General features: G+C 72.2%; 14 protein-coding genes and 1 riboswitch. All 14 genes read left to right on the top strand.

Features of this window, described 5'->3' with window-relative positions; genetic code table 11:
• Nucleotides 1-91: 91 nt before the first annotated feature.
• The 14 genes from MHW47_RS04620 (at nucleotide 92) to MHW47_RS04555 (ending at nucleotide 15,816) form a co-directional block, all read left to right on the top strand.
• Nucleotides 92-1,624, top strand: coding sequence for a serine/threonine-protein kinase (locus MHW47_RS04620; RefSeq protein WP_308381399.1), 1,533 nt, complete (start codon nucleotides 92-94; stop codon nucleotides 1,622-1,624).
• A 103-nt stretch (nucleotides 1,625-1,727) separates the two neighbouring features.
• Nucleotides 1,728-2,702, top strand: coding sequence for a glycosyltransferase family 2 protein (locus MHW47_RS04615; protein ID WP_239221321.1), 975 nt, complete (start codon nucleotides 1,728-1,730; stop codon nucleotides 2,700-2,702).
• Nucleotides 2,699-3,100 carry a GtrA family protein gene (locus MHW47_RS04610; protein WP_239221320.1) on the top strand — a complete coding sequence of 134 codons (402 nt, stop codon included), beginning with the start codon at nucleotides 2,699-2,701 and terminating at the stop codon, nucleotides 3,098-3,100. Before MHW47_RS04615 ends, MHW47_RS04610 begins: the two co-directional genes overlap by 4 nt.
• 136 nt (nucleotides 3,101-3,236) lie before the next feature.
• Nucleotides 3,237-3,893, top strand: coding sequence for a SurA N-terminal domain-containing protein (locus tag MHW47_RS04605; RefSeq protein ID WP_239221319.1), 657 nt, complete (start codon nucleotides 3,237-3,239; stop codon nucleotides 3,891-3,893).
• 33 nt (nucleotides 3,894-3,926) lie between these two features.
• Nucleotides 3,927-4,901 (top strand): nucleoside triphosphate pyrophosphohydrolase, encoded by a 975-nt coding sequence (locus tag MHW47_RS04600; RefSeq protein WP_239221318.1) that lies wholly within the window; start codon nucleotides 3,927-3,929, stop codon nucleotides 4,899-4,901.
• Between the two features lie 10 nt (nucleotides 4,902-4,911).
• A complete protein-coding gene (locus tag MHW47_RS04595) occupies nucleotides 4,912-6,177 on the top strand; it encodes a cytochrome P450 (RefSeq protein WP_239221317.1) in 1,266 nt (421 codons plus the stop codon).
• A gap of 120 nt (nucleotides 6,178-6,297) precedes the next feature.
• On the top strand, nucleotides 6,298-7,350 hold the full coding sequence (locus MHW47_RS04590; RefSeq protein ID WP_239221316.1) for a transglycosylase family protein: 1,053 nt from the start codon (nucleotides 6,298-6,300) through the stop codon (nucleotides 7,348-7,350).
• Between the two features lie 320 nt (nucleotides 7,351-7,670).
• A riboswitch (cyclic di-AMP (ydaO/yuaA leader) is annotated at nucleotides 7,671-7,839 on the top strand.
• A gap of 4 nt (nucleotides 7,840-7,843) precedes the next feature.
• Nucleotides 7,844-8,590 (top strand): transglycosylase family protein, encoded by a 747-nt coding sequence (locus MHW47_RS04585; protein ID WP_239221315.1) that lies wholly within the window; start codon nucleotides 7,844-7,846, stop codon nucleotides 8,588-8,590.
• 327 nt (nucleotides 8,591-8,917) lie between these two features.
• Nucleotides 8,918-10,204, top strand: coding sequence for a phosphopyruvate hydratase (eno, locus tag MHW47_RS04580; protein ID WP_239221314.1), 1,287 nt, complete (start codon nucleotides 8,918-8,920; stop codon nucleotides 10,202-10,204).
• A gap of 127 nt (nucleotides 10,205-10,331) precedes the next feature.
• Nucleotides 10,332-10,802 (top strand): septum formation initiator family protein, encoded by a 471-nt coding sequence (locus MHW47_RS04575; RefSeq protein ID WP_239221313.1) that lies wholly within the window; start codon nucleotides 10,332-10,334, stop codon nucleotides 10,800-10,802.
• A gap of 80 nt (nucleotides 10,803-10,882) precedes the next feature.
• On the top strand, nucleotides 10,883-11,425 hold the full coding sequence (locus MHW47_RS04570; protein WP_239221312.1) for a DUF501 domain-containing protein: 543 nt from the start codon (nucleotides 10,883-10,885) through the stop codon (nucleotides 11,423-11,425).
• The gene (locus tag MHW47_RS04565; protein ID WP_239221311.1) at nucleotides 11,422-12,363 is read left to right on the top strand and encodes a Ppx/GppA phosphatase family protein; all 942 of its coding nucleotides are present in this window, start codon (nucleotides 11,422-11,424) and stop codon (nucleotides 12,361-12,363) included. Before MHW47_RS04570 ends, MHW47_RS04565 begins: the two co-directional genes overlap by 4 nt.
• Nucleotides 12,364-12,789: 426 nt before the next feature.
• Nucleotides 12,790-14,175: an NAD(P)/FAD-dependent oxidoreductase gene (locus tag MHW47_RS04560; protein ID WP_239221310.1), complete on the top strand. Its 1,386-nt coding sequence runs from the start codon at nucleotides 12,790-12,792 to the stop codon at nucleotides 14,173-14,175.
• A 324-nt stretch (nucleotides 14,176-14,499) separates the two neighbouring features.
• Nucleotides 14,500-15,816: a cyclopropane-fatty-acyl-phospholipid synthase family protein gene (locus MHW47_RS04555; protein WP_239221309.1), complete on the top strand. Its 1,317-nt coding sequence runs from the start codon at nucleotides 14,500-14,502 to the stop codon at nucleotides 15,814-15,816.
• The last annotated feature ends 10 nt before the right edge of the window (nucleotides 15,817-15,826 follow it).

Here is a 15,826-nt window from a genome sequence, read left to right as displayed (position 1 = left end):
CCCACACCCCGCCCCCGCCGCCCCACCGCATCGACCAGGTCCGCGCCGAACTGGACGAACTGAGCGACTACCTCCGCAAGGAGGAAGGCCGGTGAACGGCCGGCTCATCGGCGGACGGTACGAACTGGCCACCATCCTCGGCCAGGGCGGCATGGGCCAGGTCTGGACCGCCTACGACCAGCGCCTGGACCGCCGGGTCGCGGTCAAGCTGCTGCGCCCCGACCGGGTCACCGGGCCCATCGGCAGCGACGCTGCCGGTGAACTGCGCCGCCGCTTCGTCCGCGAGTGCCGCGTCACCGCCCAGGTGGACCACGCCGGCCTGGTCACCGTCCACGACGCCGGCAGCGACGGCGACGACCTCTTCCTCGTCATGCAGTACGTGGAGGGCGCCGACCTCGGCGACCACCTCGCCGAACACGACCCCTACCCCTGGCCGTGGGCCGTCGCGGTCGCCGCCCAGCTGTGCGCCGTCCTCAGCGCCGTGCACGCCGTGCCGATCGTCCACCGCGACCTCAAGCCCCGCAACGTCATGGTCCGCCCGGACGGCACCGTCCTCGTCCTCGACCTCGGCGTCGCCTCCGTCCTCGACACCGACACCACCCGGCTCACCCACACCGGCTCACCCATCGGCTCCCCGGCCTACATGGCCCCCGAACAGGCCATGGGCGGCGCCGTCGGCCCGTACACCGACCTCTACGCCCTCGGCGTCCTGCTGCACGAACTGCTCAGCGGCGACGTGCCCTTCGCCGGCTCCACCGCCCTCGGCGTGCTCCACCGCCACCTCTACGAACCGCCGCTCCCCGTCCGGCAGATCCGCCCCGACATCCCCGAAGCCCTGGAGGCCCTGGTCCTGCGGCTGCTCGCCAAGGACCCGCAGCACCGCCCCGCCAGCGCCCAGGAGGTGTACGAACAGCTCGCCCCGCTGCTGCCCGGACGCGGCTCCCGGCAGCCCTCCGGGCCGCTCGACCCCACCCGCCCCTTCCTGCGCCCCCACGCCCCCTGGCCCGACCGCGCCACGGCCCCGCCGCCGGCCAGACCCGCCCCGGCGCCCGCCCGGCCGGACGTCGCCGCCGCCGTCGACGAGGTCAAGCGGCTCCTCGGCGAAGGCCGCATCACCCAGGCCGTGGACATGCTCGGCGGCCTGCTCCCCGTAGCCGCCGAACAGCACGGCCCCGGCTCCCCGGTCGTACGCATCCTGCGCAAGCAGTACGCCGCGACCCTCATGGACGACGGGCAGTACCGCCGCGCCCTGCCCGAACTGCGCCGCCTCGCCGACGACCGGGCCGCCGAATCGGGCCCCGCCGACCCGCAGACCCTCGGCTACCGCTGCGACGTCGCCCAGTGCCTCGAACAGCTCGGCGAACCCGCTGCCGCGCTCGCCGAGTACCGCGCCGTCCTGCCGTACTACGAGAACCAGTACGCCACCGGCAACGACCCGGCCCGCTCGTACGAGATCCGCCACCGCATCGGCGAACTGCTGCTCGCCCTCGGCGACCACGCCGGAGCGATCGCCCAGCTCCAGGCGCTGCTGTACGACACCGAGCGCGCCTACGGACCCCACCACCCGCTCCCCGCCGACCTGCGCCGGCAACTGGAACGCCGCATGCAGGTCCGGGGCGGCTGAACGCCGCGCGCCGGCAAGGGCGTTCGGGGCCGTTCACCCGATGGCCGCCCGGCGGTCACACCGGGCTCCGGCGGGCGACACATCGCCCCGGTGAGGTATACGGGTGCTGATCTCGCTGGTGGTGCCCTGCTACAACGAGGAAGAGGTCCTCGACCGCTTCCACGCACGCGTCACGGACGAAATGCTGGGCCTCGGCCACGCATTCGAGATCGTCTACGTGGACGACGGCAGCGCCGACCGCACCCTCCCCCTCATCGAGCGGCTGGCCGCCGACGACCCCCGCGTCCGCTACGTCTCCTTCAGCCGCAACTTCGGCAAGGAAGCCGCCATGCTGGCCGGACTCCAGCACGCGGACGGCGACGCCGTCGTCCTCATGGACGCCGACCTCCAGCACCCGCCCGAACTCGTCGGCCGCATGCTCCAGGAGCACTCCCGCGGATACGACCAGGTCGTCGCCCGCCGCACCCGCACCGGCGACCGCGTCACCCGGACCGTCACCGCCCGCGCCTACTACTGGCTGATCAACCGCCTGGTGGACGTCGAACTCGTCGACGGCGTCGGCGACTTCCGGCTCCTGTCCCGCCGCGCGACCGACGCCGTGCTCTCCCTCACCGAGTACAACCGCTTCTCCAAGGGCCTCTTCGCCTGGGTCGGCTTCCCCACCACGACCTTCAGCTACGAGAACGCCGTCCGGGAACAGGGCAGCTCCGCCTGGAGCTTCGGCAAGCTCCTCAACTACGGCCTCGACGGACTGCTCTCCTTCAACAACAAGCCCCTGCGCGCCGCCCTCTACCTCGGCCTCCTGCTGACCTCGCTCGCCCTCGCCTACGCCGCCTGGATCGTCGGCGTCGCCCTCGTCCGCGGAGTCGAGACCCCCGGCTACGTCACCCTGCTCGTCGTCGTCACCGCGCTCGCCGGCGTCCAGATGGTGCTCGCCGGAGTCGTCGGCGAATACGTCGGCCGCATCTACTACGAGGTCAAACGCCGCCCGCACTTCCTGGTCAAGGCCACCAACGCCCGACCCCACCGCACCCTGCCCGAACCGCAGCCGGAGCCGCGGGAGTTCGTACGACGATGACGGTCTCCGCCCAACTCGTACGCTTCGTCCTCGTCGGAGCGGTGAACACGGCCACGTACTACGGCTGCTACCTGCTGCTCCTGCACGCCCTGCCGTACCTCGCCGCGCACACCCTCGCCTTCGCGCTCAGCATGACCGGCTCCTTCTTCCTCACCTCGTACGTCACCTACCGCACCCGGCCCACCTGGCGGAAGTTCCTGCTCTTCCCGCTCACCAACGCGGCGAACTTCGTCATCACCACCGGAGGCGTCTACCTCCTCGTCGACGTGGCCGGGTTCAGCAGCCGCTACGCCCCGCCCGTCGCGGCGGCCGCCGCGATCCCCGTGACCTTCCTGCTCTCCCGCACGATCATGCTCCGCCCGGACACACCGCGGAAAACGGCCGAACCCGTCCCCTGAGCGGCCCGCCCACAGCCCACATCCCCAACTGCTCCCGAATCGTTGGTCGAATCAGTGGCCCGGACCACTTCCACTGCCTAACATCGATCACCGCAAGGCCTTGTGCACCGCCGCACAATCTCCTCGGGAGGCTCCTTTGCACCGCCGCAGTCGCACCGCGCTCACCGTCTCCGCCGGCCTGCTCGCCGCAGCGCCGCTCCTCACCGCCTGCGGCAGCCAGGCGCACCCCGGCGCCGCGGCCGTCGTCGGCGGCGAACGGATCACGGTCTCCACCGTGCAGGCCCAGGTGGCGGACGTACGCGAGGCCCAGAACTCCTCCGACCAGGCCGCCCAGCTCACCGACCAGACCGGCCGGCTCGCCCGCGCCAAGCTGCACGGGCTGATCCTGGACCGGGTCCTGGACCGGGCCGCCGCGGACGCGGGCGTCACCGTCTCCCCCGCGGAGATCCAGCGGATGCGCACCTCGGTCACCGCCAACTACAACGGCGAGAAGGGCCTCCGGGCCGCCGTCCTGCAGGAGCGCTGGCTCGCCCCCGACCAGATCGACGGCTTCCTGCGCGAGCAGATCCAGATCACCAAGCTCGGCCACGCCCTCGGCGCCGACCCGGCCACCCCCGAGGGCAGCAAGGCCATCGGCGAGGCGCTGACCAAGGCGTCCAAGGCCCTGAACGTCGACGTCAACCCGCGCTACGGCGCCTGGGACGACCAGCAGATCCAGCTCGGCGACTACAAGGCCCCCTGGATCAGCCAGGTCACCAAGCAGGCCGGAGAGATCCCGGACGCCGGGGCCTGAGGACCGCCGCCCGCGGCCGGGTAGATTCGCCGTGTGAACGCTGAAGACCCCGGCCGCATCGTCCTGCTCACCGCCAGCCACCGGGTCGCGCCCGGACTGCTGTCCTGGCCCGCCTGGCAGGCACTGCACGCCGCCGACGAGGTCCGCTGCGGCGAGCCGGAACAGCCGCAGCTCCCGTACCTGCGCGAGGCCGGCGTCACCGTCACCCCCGGCGTCCCCGACGCCCAGCAGCTGGTCGACGCCTGCGCGGGCGGCCGGACCGTGGTCGTCCTCACCGGCGGCGACGGCAACCAGCCGCTCACCGACGGACTGGCCCGGCTGGCCGGCTCCGGCCGGGTGCGGATGCCCGACCTGGAACTGCTGCCCGGCTCCTACGACCTGCCCGGCGCACGCCTGCTCGACCTCGTCCAGATCATGGACCGCATCCGGAACGAGTGCCCCTGGACCTCGCAGAAGACCCACCAGGGCCTCGCCAAGTACGCCATCGAGGAGGCGTACGAGCTGGTCGAGGCGATCGAGGACGGCGACCGCGACGAACTGCGCGAGGAACTGGGCGACGTCCTGCTCCAGGTCGTCTTCCACGCGCGCATCGCCGAGGAGGACGAGCAGGAGCCGTTCTCCGTGGACGACGTCGCCGGCACGCTGATCGAGAAGCTGATCCACCGCCACCCGCACGTCTTCGGCGACGAGACCGCCGAGACCCCGGAGGACGTCCACGCCCACTGGCTGCGCACCAAGGCCATCGAGAAGCAGCGGACGTCGGTCACCGACGGGGTGCCCCTCGGCCAGCCCGGCCTCGCGCTCGCCGCGAAGCTCGCGAGCCGCGCCCGCACCGCCGGCCTCGACGTGCCGCTCCCCGAGGGCGACGACATCGGCTACCGGCTCCTCGCCCTCGCCGTGCGCGCGCAGGAGGACGGCACCGACCCGGAGGCCGCGCTCCGGGCCGCCGGACGGGCGTACCGGGACGCGATCAGGACGGCCGAGGGCACGCCCCGCACCACCGGCTAACGTCGGACGCGTGAACGACAGCCCCGAACTCTTCACCTGGGAGTTCGCCACCGATCCGTACCCCGCCTACGCCTGGCTGCGCGAGCACAGCCCCGTGCACCGCACCACGCTGCCCAGCGGGGTGGAGGCCTGGCTCGTGACCCGGTACGCGGACGCCCGGCAGGCCCTCGCCGACGCCCGGCTGTCCAAGAACCCGGCGCACCACGCCGAGCCCGCGCACGCCAAGGGGAAGACCGGCATCCCCGGCGAGCGCAAGGCCGAGCTGATGACGCACCTCCTCAACATCGACCCGCCCGACCACACCCGGCTGCGCCGCCTGGTGTCCAAGGCGTTCACGCCCCGGCGCATCGCCCGGTTCGCGCCCCGCGTGCAGGAGCTGACGGACCGGCTCATCGACGGGTTCGCGGACCGGGGCGAGGCCGACCTCATCCACGAGTTCGCCTTCCCGCTCCCCATCTACGCCATCTGCGACCTGCTGGGCGTCCCGGCCGAGGACCAGGACGACTTCCGGGACTGGGCGGGCATGATGATCCGGCACGGCGGCGGGCCGCGCGGCGGGGTCGCCAGGTCCGTGAAGAAGATGCGGGCCTATCTGCTCGAACTCATCCACCGCAAGCGCGAGGACCCCGGCGACGATCTGATCTCGGGGCTGATCCGGGCGAGCGACCACGGCGAGCACCTGACGGAGAACGAGGCCGCCGCGATGGCCTTCATCCTTCTCTTTGCCGGCTTCGAGACCACCGTGAACCTGATCGGCAACGGCGTGCACACCCTGCTCGGCCACCCCGCCGAGCGCGAACGGCTCCAGCGGTCCCTCGCGGCGGGGGAGAGCGAGCTGCTGGCCACCGGCATCGAGGAGCTGCTGCGCTACGACGGCCCGGTGGAGCTGGCGACCTGGCGGTTCGCCACGGAGCCGCTGACCATCGGCGGGCAGCGTGTCGCGGCGGGCGATCCGGTCCTGGTGGTGCTCGCGGCGGCCGACCGCGACCCCGCGCGGTTCGCCGGACCGGACACGCTGGACCTCGCGCGGCGCGACAACCAGCATCTCGGCTACGGCCACGGCATTCATTACTGTCTGGGAGCACCGCTCGCCCGGCTGGAGGGACAGGCCGCGCTCGCCACGCTCCTGACGCGCCTTCCGGACCTGCGACTTGCGGTGGAACCTGCTGATTTGCGGTGGCGCGGAGGGCTCATCATGCGGGGATTGCGCACGCTCCCGGTGCGGTTCACGCCGGAGGCGCGCGGCGCCGGAAGTGACACTCTGTCAACTCTGTGACTTTCACGTGATCTGCGCTGCATCGACTTGTGACTCACGTTCGACTCCGGCTAGGTTCACCGTTCGACTCACCAGTCGCTTGTCAGTAGTCGCTTGTCAGTCACACGGAAGGCATTTCCCATGGGCTCCGCGAACGGCAGACACCGCCGCCCTCGTCAGGCACCCGCCATCGTCGTCGCCGCGGGCGTCACGGGATCGGCTCTGGCCATCCCCCTGCTCGGGGCCTCCGGCGCACACGCGGCCGACGCCTCGACCTGGGACCGGGTGGCCGAGTGCGAGAGCGGCGGCATGTGGAGCGCCGACCTCGGCAACGGCTCGTACGGCGGGCTCCAGTTCACGCCGGAGCTGTGGAAGGCGTACGGCGGTGAGGCGTACGCCGAGCGCGCCGACCTCGCCAGCCGCTCGCAGCAGATCGCGGTCGCCGAGAAGGTCCTGGCCGACAAGGGCCCGAAGGCGTGGCCCAGCTGCGCCGTGATCTCCGGGCTCGCCAAGAGCAGCGGCGCGGCGGACGTCGATCCGGGCGACGAGGAGGCCGAGGCGCCCGCCCGCAGCGCGGACGCGGGCCTGGACGCCGGACTCGGCACCGACCCGCAGGACGACGCCACCGCGTCGGACCGGGCCGCGTCCGGCAGGTCGGCGGGCGACGCCGCAGGCGGGACGGCCGCGGACCGCGGGACCAGCGAGAGCGCGAGCCCGAGCCCGAGCGCGGGCAAGGCCACGAGCAAGGGCAAGCACGCGGGGCGCAGCGCGGAGAGCGCGACCCCGGGCGACGCCTCGGCCTCGCCGTCCGCCGACCCCTCCGGCACCCCCTCCGCGGACCCCTCGGGCACCACCGGCCCGTCGGACGGCACGGGGGAGCGGGGCGGCAAGCACCGCGGTGCCCCGGCCGCCGAGGACGCGGTCGAGGAGAGCGGGCGCGACGCGGGCCGGCACGCCTCGCGGGGTGACGGTGAGGGACGCGACGACGCGGCGCGCCAGGCCGACACCGCGTACACCGTCCGGCCGGGCGACAACCTCTGGGCGATCGCCGAGGCGCAGGACGTGCCGGGCGGCTGGCCGGAGCTGTACGAGGCGAACAAGGACGAGGTGGGCGCCGACCCGGACCTCATCCTGCCCGGCCAGAGCCTCGACCTGGGCGGCCAGAGCCCCGACCTGGGCGCGGACGCCCGCTGAACTCCTGCTTTCCGGGGCCTGAGGGCCCCGGAGAGTGGTCATGAGCCCCCTGTGATTTGGGTGGTTTAAGAGACCTGTGTCCCACTTTTGACCGAGTGAGACATGGGTCTCTTTGCGTGAACTCACGCGCCTTGTCCGGGAGGTCCGGCCGCATCCCTTCCGACCTGCGCAAACAGGGGTTCTTCGGATGCTCTTACGTGATGATTATCCGGTATGTCCGTCTTTGAATATGACGGTTGGGTGTGATTACGGTCGGAACCGCTCGCACCGCGGGCCCCGTCGACCGTCACGCCGAATCCTGCCGTCGGTCGAAGGGAACAGACGCGAAAGCGCCGTAGGCAGGAGCGGGGGACCCAGGTAGGCGCTGGGCCGGATCGTCGGGAGACGCATCAGGACCGGCTAGGGGTGAAGTCGCGCCAGCAGCGCGGCCGGGCAACTCACTTGGCCCGAACCCGACAGCTCACCTCGCAGGCGTCGGTGAGGAGAAGACTCGATGCTGCTCAACCGCAAGAGCAACAAGCACCGCCGTCCGTCCAAGGCCGTCCGTCTCGCCACGCTCGCCGGTGTCGCCGGCGCCGCCGTGGCCGTGCCGCTGATGGGCGCGACCAACGCCTCCGCGGCCTCGGTCGCCACGTGGGACGCCGTCGCCCAGTGCGAGTCCGGTGGCAACTGGTCCATCAACACCGGCAACGGCTACTACGGCGGCCTGCAGTTCTCCCAGTCCAGCTGGGCCGCCGCCGGCGGTACGCAGTACGCCCCCCGCGCCGACCTGGCCACCAAGGCCCAGCAGATCGCCACCGCCGAGCGCCTCCTCGACATGCAGGGCCCGGGCGCCTGGGCCTGCGCCGGTGCCGGCGGCCTGACCAACGACGGCGTCGACCCCGGCGTGGACACCGGCTCCGGTGCCGCGAAGCAGGAGGCCGCGCCGAAGCAGGAGGCCCCCCAGCAGGAGGCCGCCCCGAAGAAGCAGGCCGAGCGCACCGAGGCCCCGGCCACCAACCGCTCCGACCGCTCCGACGCGCCGAAGCAGGGCTCGAAGAAGACGGTCACCACCCCCACCGGCGAGAAGGTCGCCAAGGGTGACGGCGAGTACAAGGTCGTCACCGGCGACTCGCTGAGCAAGATCGCCGCCGCCCACCACGTCAAGGGTGGCTGGGAGCGCCTGTTCGAGCTGAACAAGGACATCGTCGACGACGCCGACCTGATCTACCCGGGCCAGCAGCTCCACCTGACGAAGTAGTCGCGCCTCGGCGCACGTGGTCGCGATCCCTCCTCGCCGACCGCCGGGACCGTCCTGCGGGACGGTCCCCGGGACCGCCCCGGCCCGGCACGCACCTCCCCCCCCGTGTGTGCCGGGCCGGGGCGCGCCGCCTCCGGACCGTTCAACAGTTGTAGTTACCGGTCAGTAATTATCTGGCGTTGCGTCCGGTTATGCCCACCCTTGGGTCCTTTTTCGTCCCAGGGGGCGGGCGCCCCGCCGACGCAGGGGGCCGGGCCGGTTAGGCTCTTGTGGCAAGGCCAACGTGACCCTGCACCATCAGCGTCATATCCCAGAAGGAGATGCCTCGTGCCGTCCATCGACGTCGTCGTAGCCAGGGAAATCCTCGACTCACGGGGCAACCCCACCGTCGAGGTCGAGGTCGGCCTCGACGACGGCAGCACCGGTCGTGCTGCTGTTCCGTCCGGCGCCTCCACCGGTGCGTTCGAGGCCATCGAGCTTCGCGACGGCGACCCCAACCGCTACCAGGGCAAGGGCGTCGAGAAGGCCGTCCTCGCCGTGATCGAGCAGATCGGCCCGGAGCTCGTCGGCTACGACGCCACCGAGCAGCGCCTCATCGACCAGGCGATGTTCGACCTGGACGCCACGGAGAACAAGGGCTCGCTCGGCGCCAACGCCATCCTCGGCGTCTCCCTCGCCGTCGCCCACGCCGCCTCGGAGGCCAGCGACCTGCCGCTGTTCCGCTACCTCGGCGGCCCCAACGCGCACCTGCTGCCCGTGCCGATGATGAACATCCTCAACGGCGGCTCGCACGCCGACTCCAACGTGGACATCCAGGAGTTCATGATCGCGCCGATCGGCGCCGAGTCGTTCTCCGAGGCGCTGCGCTGGGGCGCCGAGGTCTACCACACGCTCAAGAAGGTCCTGAAGACCAAGGGCCTGTCCACCGGCCTGGGCGACGAGGGCGGCTTCGCGCCGAACCTGGAGTCCAACCGCGCCGCCCTCGACCTCATCATCGAGGCCATCAAGGAGGCCGGTTACACGCCGGGCAAGGACATCGCGCTCGCGCTCGACGTCGCCGCGTCCGAGTTCTACAAGGACGGCTCCTACGAGTTCGAGGGCAAGTCCCGCTCGGCCGCCGAGATGACCGAGTACTACGAGGAGCTGGTCTCCGCGTACCCGCTGGTCTCCATCGAGGACCCGCTGTACGAGGACGACTGGGCGGGCTGGAAGGTCATCACCGACAAGCTCGGCGCCAAGGTGCAGATCGTCGGCGACGACCTCTTCGTCACCAACCCGGAGCGCCTGGCCCGCGGCATCGAGGAGGGCTCCGCCAACGCCCTGCTCGTCAAGGTCAACCAGATCGGTTCGCTGACCGAGACCCTGGACGCCGTGGAGCTGGCCCAGCGCAACGGCTTCAAGTGCATGATGTCGCACCGCTCCGGCGAGACCGAGGACGTCACCATCGCCGACCTCGCGGTCGCCGTGAACTGCGGTCAGATCAAGACCGGCGCCCCGGCCCGCTCGGACCGCGTCGCCAAGTACAACCAGCTGCTGCGCATCGAGGAGATCCTCGACGACGCCGCGGTGTACGCGGGCCGCTCGGCGTTCCCCCGGTTCCGCCCCGCGAACTGACGCACGCCGCAAGGGCGGCCGGTCCGGCCGCCCGGCAGGGCGACCACCCCCGCCTCCGTCCGTCCCCGCACCCGGTCCCGTACCGTGTGCGGGGACGGACGTACGTGCGTAATGGGGAGGCGGGAACATGGCCGCGAAGGACCGGGACCGGTTCTCCACCGCTACCCGGCTGCGGCTGCTCGGCGAGCAGACCGCGGCCCGCGTCTACCGGTCCCAGAACCGGCGGCAGGCCCGCCGCTCCCGGCTCACCGGCCGGGCCGCCTTCCTGGCCCTGGTCCTGTGCACGCTGGTGGTCGCCCTGGCGTACCCGATGCGGCAGTACGTGTCGCAGCGCGACGAGATCGCCGACCAGCGGCGGCTCGCGCGGGAGGCCGAGCGGCGCACCGAGGAGCTGCGGGACGAGAAGGCCCGGCTCCAGGACGACGCGTACATCAGGCGGCTGGCCCGCGAGCACCTGCACTACGTCCTCCCCGGCGAGACCGGCTACACCGTGGTCGATCCCGACGCCGCCCGCGAGCGCGACGGGACACCGTCCGGGACGGACCGGCCGTGGCACTCCAACCTGTGGGACGGCGTGGACAGCGCCGACCGCGGCTGACGGCCGCCGTCCCCATCCCCGTACCCCTGTCGAACCGGCACCCCGCGGTTCGCGCAGTCCGACCAGATTTCAAGGCAGGCATGGAAACGCCCCCTCCCCAGACCGAGCCCACCGCCCCCACCGAGGCGGACATCGCCGCGTTCCAGCAGCAGCTGGGGCGCCCGCCGCGCGGGCTGCGCGCGATCGCGCACCGCTGCCCCTGCGGCAACCCGGACGTGGTCGAGACACAGCCCCGGCTGGAGGACGGCACGCCGTTCCCGACGACGTACTACCTGACCTGCCCGCGCGCCGCGTCCGCGATCGGCACGCTGGAGGCCAACGGGGTCATGAAGGAGATGACCGAGCGCCTGGGCAGCGATCCGGAGCTGGCGGCGGCCTACCGGGCGGCGCACGAGGACTACATCGCGCGGCGCGACGCCATCGAGGTCCTGGAGGGCTTCCCGAGCGCCGGCGGCATGCCGGACCGGGTGAAGTGCCTGCACGTGCTCGTGGGGCACTCCCTGGCCGCCGGGCCCGGGGTGAACCCGCTGGGCGACGAGGCCCTGGCGATGCTGCCGGAGTGGTGGCGCAAGGGCCCGTGCGTCACGCCGTGCGCGGACGAGGGCGGGGAGGCGACGGCATGACGCGCGTGGCCGCCGTCGACTGCGGCACCAACTCGATCCGGCTGCTGGTCGCGGACGCCGATCCGGCGACGGGCGAGCTGGTCGAGCACGCCCGTCTGATGGAGATCGTCCGGCTGGGCCAGGGCGTGGACCGCACCGGCCGGCTCGCCCCGGAGGCGCTGGAGCGCACGTTCGCCGCCTGCCGCCGGTACGCGGCGGTGATCGGGGAGCACGGCGCCGAGAAGGTCCGCTTCGTCGCCACCTCCGCCTCCCGGGACGCGGAGAACCGGGACGAGTTCGTGCGCGGCGTGCTGGACATCCTGGGCGTCGAGCCCGAGGTGATCAGCGGTGACCAGGAGGCCGCGTTCTCCTTCGACGGGGCGACCCGGGAGCTGACCGGCCGCGACGACCTGCGCAAGCCGTACCTGGTCGTGGACATCGGCGGCGGCTCCACGGAGTTCGTGGTGGGCGACGACCGGGTGTGGGCGGCCCGTTCCGTGGACATCGGCTGCGTCCGGATGACCGAGCGGCACCTCGTGCGCGACGGCGCCGTGCAGGACCCGCCTCCGGCGGGGGCCGCCGCGGCGATCCGCGCCGATGTGGCCGCCGCCCTGGACCTGGCCGGGCAGACCGTCCCGCTCACCTCCGCCGCCACCCTGGTCGGCCTCGCGGGCACGGTCACCACGGTGGCCGCCATCGCGCTGGGCCTGGAGGAGTACGACTCGGCGGCGATCCATCACTCCCGGATCAGCCTGGACCGGGTCCGCGAGATCACCGCCCGGCTGCTGGCCTCCACCCACGCGGAGCGCGCGGCGATCGGCGCCATGCACCCGGGCCGGGTGGACGTCATCGCCTCCGGAGCCCTGATCCTCCAGTCGGTGATGGAACGGACGGGCGCCCAGGAGATCGTGGTGAGCGAATGCGACATTCTGGACGGAATCGCCTGGTCGCTGGCCTGACCGGCAGGCCCTGCCGGGCGCTCATGCGTCATCGCCGCCGCCCCTTTGAGGGGGTGGGACGTGCCTGGTGGGGCCGCTGTCGGGGTACCCCGTCACCAACTTCGTGAACTTCTTCACAAGAGATTGGCCGCCCTGGTCCGGGCTTCTGCTCCGGATGGGTGGCATCCGGGGTGAGCGGGGTCACTCAGGGGGCGGAGCGGGGGATTCCGGGTGAGCGGCCGGGTGGCGGGCCGGAGGTGGCCTCCGGGGTGCCCCGGGGGCCCAGGGCCAGCTCACAGGCGGTGAACAACGTTCACCGCGGGAGCGGGGTTCCCCGCCCGGGGCATGAGCTGGGTCACGCGGGCGGCGAACTATAGCAGAGGGTGGCCACAACCTTGTGAAGGGGCTCACGAGCATGCCCCCCGAGGGGGGTGGATACTCGATGGCATGAGCACCACGGAGCGTCCCAGGATCCTCGTAGTAGGCGGTGGGTACGTAGGCCTGTACGCAGCTCGGCGCATCCTCAAGAAGATGCGCTACGGCGAGGCGACCGTCACGGTCGTCGACCCCCGGTCGTACATGACCTACCAGCCCTTCCTCCCCGAAGCTGCTGCCGGCAGCATCTCGCCTCGGCATGTCGTCGTCCCGCTGCGACGCGTCCTGCCCAAGGCCGAGGTCCTCACCGGCCGCGTCACCACCATCGACCAGGACCGCAAGGTCGCCACGGTCGCGCCGCTCGTCGGCGAGTCCTACGAGCTGCCCTTCGACTACCTCGTCATCGCGCTCGGCGCGGTCTCCCGCACCTTCCCGATCCCCGGCCTCGCCGAACAGGGCATCGGCATGAAGGGCATCGAGGAGGCCATCGGCCTGCGCAACCACGTCCTGGAGCAGCTGGACAAGGCCGACTCCACGACCGACGAGGACGTCCGCCGCAAGGCCCTCACCTTCGTCTTCGTGGGCGGCGGGTTCGCCGGCGCGGAGACCATCGGCGAGGTCGAGGACATGGCCCGCGACGCGGCCAAGTACTACTCGAACGTGAAGCGCGAGGACATGCGCTTCATCCTCGTCGACGCCGCCGACAAGATCCTCCCCGAGGTCGGCCCGAAGCTCGGCACCTGGGGCCGCGAGCACCTGGAGTCCCGCGGGGTCGAGGTCTACCTGTCGACCTCCATGGACTCCTGCGTCGACGGTCACGTCGTGCTGAAGAACGGCCTCGAGGTCGACTCCAACACGATCGTGTGGACGGCCGGCGTGAAGCCGAACCCGGCGCTGGCCCGCTTCGGCCTGCCGCTCGGCCCCCGCGGCCACGTGGACACCTCCGAGAAGCTCCAGGTGCAGGGCACCGACTACATCTGGGCCGCCGGCGACAACGCCCAGATCCCGGACCTCGTCGGCCGCAAGGCGGGCAACCCCAACGCCTGGTGCCCGCCGAACGCCCAGCACGCGCTGCGCCAGGCCAAGGTCCTCGGCGACAACGTCATCTCCGGGATGCGCGGCTTCCCGCAGGCCGACTACAGCCACGCCAACAAGGGCGCGGTCGCGGGTCTGGGTCTGCACAAGGGCGTGGCGATGATCGTCATGGGCAAGATGAAGATCAAGCTCAAGGGCCGCCTCGCCTGGTACATGCACCGCGGCTACCACGGTCTGGCGATGCCGACCTGGAACCGCAAGATCCGGATCTTCGCCGACTGGACCCTGGCGATGTTCCTCAAGCGCGAGGTCGTCTCGCTCGGCGCCATGGAGACGCCGCGCGAGGAGTTCTACGAGGCCGCCAAGCCGGCCCCCGCGCCGGCCGCCGCCAAGCCGGTGGGCGAGAAGGCCAAGGCCTCCTGACCCACGCCTGCCCGGCCGGGCAGCAGCAGGACGCACGACGCCCGAAGGGGCCGTCCGCCATCCGTGGTGCGGACGGTCCCTTCGGCGTATCCGGCGGCGCCCGGCACCGTGCGGCGCACGGGGGCGCGCGGCCCGTGGCCCGGCAGGATGCGTGCGCCCCACATGCTCTTTGCCGTTCCCTTGCCCGGTAGCGGGATGGCCCGGCCGCCGGAAACTGTTGTGGGGGATGTACCACGCCGGGACGCCGCGGGTGCCGGGCGTGGTCGAGGACATGTGTGGGCATGTTCGGGCACGTCGGGAAACACCGTCACGGAGGTGTGCGCCATGGCAGACGCCGCGCTGCGGCTGACCGCTCTCGCCCAGGAGCTGCTGGGACAACCCCTACCGGTCCGCGTCCGGGCCTGGGACGGCAGCGAGGCGGGACCGCCCGGCGCCCCCGTCCTCGTCGTCCGGGACCGCCGCGCCCTGCGCCGGCTGCTGTGGAAGCCCGGTGAACTCGGCCTCGCCCGCGCCTGGGTGGCCGGCGAACTCGACATCGACGGCGACCTGTACGAGGCCCTGGACCTGATGGCCGGGCTCGTCTGGGAGCGCGGCGCCGGAGCGGGCGGCGGCCCCAGGACCGGCCTCGCGGCGGTACGCGACCCGCGCGCACGAGCCGCCGCCAAGGAGTTCCTGAAACTGGCCGGCCCCTGGCTGCCGCCCGCCCCGCCCCCCGAAGAGGTGCGCGGCCGCAGCGGCACCCGGCACACCAAGCACCGCGACAAGCAGGCCATCAGCCACCACTACGACGTCGGCAACGACTTCTACGCCCTGGTCCTCGGGCCCTCCATGGTCTACTCCTGCGCCTACTGGGAGGAGGCCGGAACGCTGGAGGACGCCCAGCGCGACAAGCTCGACCTCGTCTGCCGCAAGCTCGCGCTCAAGAAGGGCGACCGCCTGCTCGACGTCGGCTGCGGCTGGGGCTCCATGGCCCTCCACGCCGCCCGCGAGTACGGCGCCCGCGTCACCGGCGTCACCCTCTCCGCCGAACAGGCCGCCTACGCCCGGAAGCGCATCGCCGACGAGGGCCTCACCGACCTGATCGACATCCGCGTCCAGGACTACCGGGACGTCCACGACGGGCCCTACGACGCGATCTCGTCCATCGGCATGGCGGAACACGTCGGCTCCGCCCGCTACCGCGAGTACGCCGACGACCTCTACGCCCTCCTCAAGCCCGGCGGACGCCTCCTCAACCACCAGATCGGCCGCCGCCCGGAGAAGGACGAGTCCGCCTACGAGATCGACGCGTTCATCGACGCCTACGTCTTCCCGGACGGGGAACTGGCCCCGGTCGGCCGGACCCTCTCCCTCCTGGAGGACGCCGGCTTCGAGGCCCGGGACGTCGAGGCCCTGCGCGAGCACTACGCGCTGACGCTGCGCCGCTGGGTCGCCAACCTGGAGCGGGACTGGGCCCGCGCCGTACGACTGGTCTCGCCCGGCCGGGCCAGGGTCTGGCGGCTGTACATGGCCGCCTCCGCGCTCTCCTTCGAACGCAACCGGATCGGCGTCAACCAGATCCTCGCGGTGCGCCCCGAGGAGGACGGCTCCTCCCGGATGCCGCTGCGCGCCCGCACCTGGCGGGCCGACGCGACCGCCTGAGCACCCCGGA

This window comes from Streptomyces sp. OfavH-34-F, assembly GCF_022347745.1.
Classification (GTDB): Bacteria; Actinomycetota; Actinomycetes; order Streptomycetales; family Streptomycetaceae; genus Streptomyces.
The sequence above is the reverse complement of the archived record's forward strand: the minus strand, read 5'-3'. Positions and strand labels throughout refer to the sequence as shown.

What these genes read in the sequence shown, in the direction of transcription:
- MHW47_RS04610 (WP_239221320.1), top strand. Translation starts at nt 2,699, where the DNA reads ATGACGGTCTCCGCCCAACTCGTACGCTTCGTCCTCGTCGGAGCGGTG.
- MHW47_RS04590 (WP_239221316.1), top strand. Translation starts at nt 6,298, where the DNA reads ATGGGCTCCGCGAACGGCAGACACCGCCGCCCTCGTCAGGCACCCGCC.
- MHW47_RS04585 (WP_239221315.1), top strand. Translation starts at nt 7,844, where the DNA reads ATGCTGCTCAACCGCAAGAGCAACAAGCACCGCCGTCCGTCCAAGGCC.
- MHW47_RS04575 (WP_239221313.1), top strand. Translation starts at nt 10,332, where the DNA reads ATGGCCGCGAAGGACCGGGACCGGTTCTCCACCGCTACCCGGCTGCGG.
- MHW47_RS04570 (WP_239221312.1), top strand. Translation starts at nt 10,883, where the DNA reads ATGGAAACGCCCCCTCCCCAGACCGAGCCCACCGCCCCCACCGAGGCG.
- MHW47_RS04565 (WP_239221311.1), top strand. Translation starts at nt 11,422, where the DNA reads ATGACGCGCGTGGCCGCCGTCGACTGCGGCACCAACTCGATCCGGCTG.
- MHW47_RS04560 (WP_239221310.1), top strand. Translation starts at nt 12,790, where the DNA reads ATGAGCACCACGGAGCGTCCCAGGATCCTCGTAGTAGGCGGTGGGTAC.
- MHW47_RS04555 (WP_239221309.1), top strand. Translation starts at nt 14,500, where the DNA reads ATGGCAGACGCCGCGCTGCGGCTGACCGCTCTCGCCCAGGAGCTGCTG.